We start from the raw sequence: 3,483 nt of genomic DNA on the forward strand, positions 1-3,483 counted from the left end.
CAGCGGCAGCAGGTCTTTGGCCAGGAAGGTCAACTCTTCCACGTGCACCGTGAGTTCCCCCGTCCGGGTGCGGAACAGGTACCCCTTGGCGCCGATGTAGTCGCCCAGGTCGAGCAGCCGGTAGAGTTCGAATCCCTTCTCGCCCACGGCGTCGGTCTTGACATAGATCTGCAGGCGCGCGCCGTCCTGTTGTAGGTGGGCAAAGCCCGCCTTGCCCATCAGCCGGATGGCCAGGATGCGGCCGGCCATCCGCAGCTCGACCTTCTGCTTCTCCAACTCCTCCCCGGTCTTCTTGGAATAGGCGGCCAGGACCTCCTGGATGCGCTTGGAGGCCTGGAACTTGTGGGGATAGCTCTGCTGGCCGAGCGCTTCGATCTGCTTCAGCTTGTCGCGCCGCAGTTGGTAGATTTTCTCGTCGAGAGCCACAGTTTCTCGTTAGGGGGCAGCCGGCCCGCGGGCAAGGGCGTGATTATAGCAACTGGACAGATTCAAATTGCGCCCCGGGCGCGTCGGGCGGTAGTATGAACCTTCCTGCGAGGATTGATGCCCCGGAACTACGTTCCCATCTTCCTTTTCGTCGCCGTGACCCTGGCCATCCCGGTGGTCACGCTGCTGATTGCCAAGGCCGTCCGGCCGGAGTACCCCAGCAAGGCCAAGCTCATGCCCTACGAGTGCGGCGTGGACCCGGTGGGCGACTCCCGCGGGCGCTACACCGTCCGCTTCTACATCATCGCCATCCTGTTCGTGGTGTTCGACGTGGAAACCATCTTCCTGTTTCCCTGGGCGGTGCAGTTCAAGCTGCTCGGTATGTTCGGATTCGCGGAAATGATGATCTTCCTCGGCATTTTGATTGTTGGCTACATATGGATTTGGAAGAAAGGCGCATTGGAGTGGGTGTAGCGCAGTCGCCGTACCTGGATCACCCGAGTTCCCAAGAGAATGGCAGACGAACCTAAAAAGACTCCTGAGCCAAGCCCTGCCACGGCCGCGCCCGAGGCCACGGCTTCTGTCACCAAGCCGGAGCCCGAGGCGGCGCCGGCGCCGGCGGCCGCCGCGCCCAAGCCGGCAGCTCCTCCTCCCAAGCCGGCGGGTCCGGTGCCCATGCCCTGGGAGTCGGAGATGGTCACGCGCCTCAAGGGCCGCTTCGGCTCCGGCATTGCAGAGGCCAGCACCTACCTGGGGCAGAACTACCTCATCGCCGACCGCTCCGTCGTCTTCAACGTCCTGCAGGCCCTGCGCGATGAGGAACAGTTCGACTACAACGTGGACGTCACCGCGGTCCACTATCCGCAGCGAGAGAAGCAGTTCGACGTCCTATGGATCCTCTACTCCTTCGCTCGCAACGAGCGCATGCGGGTGAAGACGCGCATCGCCGAGGGCGAGACCGCGCCCAGCGCTGTCCCCCTGTGGGAGGGAGCCAACTGGCTGGAGCGCGAGTGCTATGACATGTTCGGCATCAAGTTTGAGGGCCATCCCGACCTGCGGCGCATCCTGCTGCCGGACGAGTGGAAGGGCCATCCGCTGCGCAAGGACTACGGCATCACCCAGCAGGACCAGGAGTGGGTGAAGATCAACCTGGGGATCGAGAGCGGCCAGTAATGCCGGGCGAGAAGAGCGAACAGAATCCGCTGGCGGTGGAGCACCTGGAGCAGGCGCCCTCGGAGAAGACTTATCTCGATTCCAACGAACTCATCCTCAACATGGGTCCGCAGCATCCCTCCACCCACGGCGTGCTGCGCGTGATCCTGAAGCTGGACGGCGAGAAAGTACTGGGCACGGAGTGCGTCATCGGCTACCTGCACCGCGGGGTGGAGAAGATCGCCGAGCACCGCACCTACGCCATGTTCAATCCCTACGTGGATCGCATGGACTATGTCGCCGCGGTCTCGAACGGTCTGGGCTACTGCGAGGCCGTCGAAAAGCTGATGAACGTAGAGGCGCCGCCGCGCGCCAACTACATCCGCGTCATCCTCACAGAGCTCAACCGCATGGCCAGCCACATGCTCTGGCTGGGGACGCACGCCCTCGACATCGGCGCCATCACCCCGCTCTTCTACACCTTCCGCGACCGCGAAGAGATCCTGAAGATCTTCGAGAAGTACTGCGGGGCGCGGCTGACCACGCATGCCTTCCGCATCGGCGGTTGCCTCTATGAGACTTACGACGGCTTCGAGGACGACGTCACCAAGTTCTGCACCTTCGTCGAGCCCAAGCTCGGCGAGTACGAGACCCTGCTCACCACCAACCGCATCTGGCTGGAGCGCACCAAGGGCGTGGGCTTCCTTTCCGCCGACGACTGCAAGGCCCTGGGCGTGACCGGGCCGGTGCTGCGCGCCTCGGGCGTGAAGTGGGACCTGCGCAAGGCCCAGCCCTATGCCGCCTACAAGGACTTCGACTTCGACATCCCCACCGGCCAGAACGGCGACACCTACGACCGGTACCTGGTGCGCATCGCGGAGATGCACCAGTCGCTGCGCATCATCCTCCAGGCGGTGAAGGCGCTGCCCGAAGGGCCTATCATGGCCAAGATCCCCAAGGTGCTGAAGCCGCCGGTGGGCGAGATCTACCACTCCATCGAGTCACCCAAGGGCGAGTTGGGCTACTTCATCGTGAGCGACGGCTCCACCCAGCCCTACCGCATCCGCGTGCGCCCGCCCTCGTTCGTCAACCTGCAGGCGCTGGATAAGATGGTGCGCGGGCAGCTGGTGGCGGACGTGGTGGCCGTCATCGGGACCATCGACATCGTGCTGGGCGAGGTGGACCGCTGATGCAAAGCATCTGGGACAGCTTCGTCGGCTACCTCGACCCCAGCGTCCAGAAGACTCCGGGCGAGTACGGCGACCCCATCTGGGCGCTGATTTATATCCTACTGATCTTCACCGGCGTCTCCATCGCGGTGATGTCGATGAACTGGCTGGAGCGCAAGATTCTGGCACACATGCAGGTGCGCCTGGGACCCATGCGCGTAGGCCCCCACGGACTGTTGCAGCCCATCGCCGACGCCGTCAAGTTGCTCATCAAGGAAGACATCATGCCTTCCGAGGCCGACCGCGTGGTCTTCTGGCTGGCGCCGGTGGTCATCGTCATCACCTCCTTCACCGTCTATACCGTCATCCCCTTCGGCCCCGCCCACGCCGTCACCGACATGAACATCGGGCTGCTGTTCATGCTGGGCGTCTCTTCACTCAGCGTGCTGGGCATCATCATGGCGGGCTGGGCGTCGAACTCCCACTACCCGCTGATGGGCGCGCTGCGCTCCAGCGCCCAGATGGTCTCCTATGAAATCGCGATGGGAATGGCCGTGGTCTCCGCCGTGCTCATGACCAGCCTGAACGCCGCGGGCACGGGAACGCTGAGCATGATCGGCATCGTGCAGGCGCAGTCGCAGCAGCAGATATGGTTCATCTTCAAGTTCTTTCCGCTCGGCCTCTTGGCCTTCTTCATCTTCGCCGTGGCCATGGTGGCGGAGACCAATCGAGCGCC

General features: G+C 63.5%; 5 protein-coding genes. 4 read left to right on the top strand and 1 reads right to left on the bottom strand.

What is annotated here, in order from left to right; all coding sequences use genetic code 11:
• Nucleotides 1-426, bottom strand: a 426-nt coding sequence (locus VGQ94_05070; GenBank protein HEV2021879.1) for an OB-fold nucleic acid binding domain-containing protein, incomplete at its 3' end; no start/stop codon positions are given.
• Between the two features lie 117 nt (nucleotides 427-543).
• On the opposite strand from VGQ94_05070, the gene ndhC reads away from it, so the two are divergent.
• The 4 genes from ndhC to VGQ94_05090 all read left to right on the top strand — a co-directional run.
• Nucleotides 544-900: an NADH-quinone oxidoreductase subunit A gene (gene ndhC / locus VGQ94_05075; protein ID HEV2021880.1), complete on the top strand. Its 357-nt coding sequence runs from the start codon at nucleotides 544-546 to the stop codon at nucleotides 898-900.
• Between the two features lie 39 nt (nucleotides 901-939).
• Nucleotides 940-1,599 (top strand): NADH-quinone oxidoreductase subunit C, encoded by a 660-nt coding sequence (locus VGQ94_05080; GenBank protein ID HEV2021881.1) that lies wholly within the window; start codon nucleotides 940-942, stop codon nucleotides 1,597-1,599.
• Nucleotides 1,599-2,768, top strand: coding sequence for an NADH-quinone oxidoreductase subunit D (locus tag VGQ94_05085; protein ID HEV2021882.1), 1,170 nt, complete (start codon nucleotides 1,599-1,601; stop codon nucleotides 2,766-2,768). The genes VGQ94_05080 and VGQ94_05085 overlap by 1 nt, the downstream gene beginning before the upstream one ends.
• A partial coding sequence (locus VGQ94_05090) for a complex I subunit 1 family protein (protein HEV2021883.1) occupies nucleotides 2,768-3,483 on the top strand: 716 nt, incomplete at its 3' end. The genes VGQ94_05085 and VGQ94_05090, both read left to right, overlap by 1 nt.

Source organism: Terriglobales bacterium, assembly GCA_035937135.1.
In the GTDB taxonomy this organism is placed as follows: Bacteria; Acidobacteriota; Terriglobia; order Terriglobales; family Acidobacteriaceae; genus DASYVL01.

Coding starts and splice junctions, on each gene's coding strand:
- ndhC (HEV2021880.1), top strand. CDS start 544: ATGCCCCGGAACTACGTTCCCATCTTCCTTTTCGTCGCCGTGACCCTG.
- VGQ94_05080 (HEV2021881.1), top strand. CDS start 940: ATGGCAGACGAACCTAAAAAGACTCCTGAGCCAAGCCCTGCCACGGCC.
- VGQ94_05085 (HEV2021882.1), top strand. CDS start 1,599: ATGCCGGGCGAGAAGAGCGAACAGAATCCGCTGGCGGTGGAGCACCTG.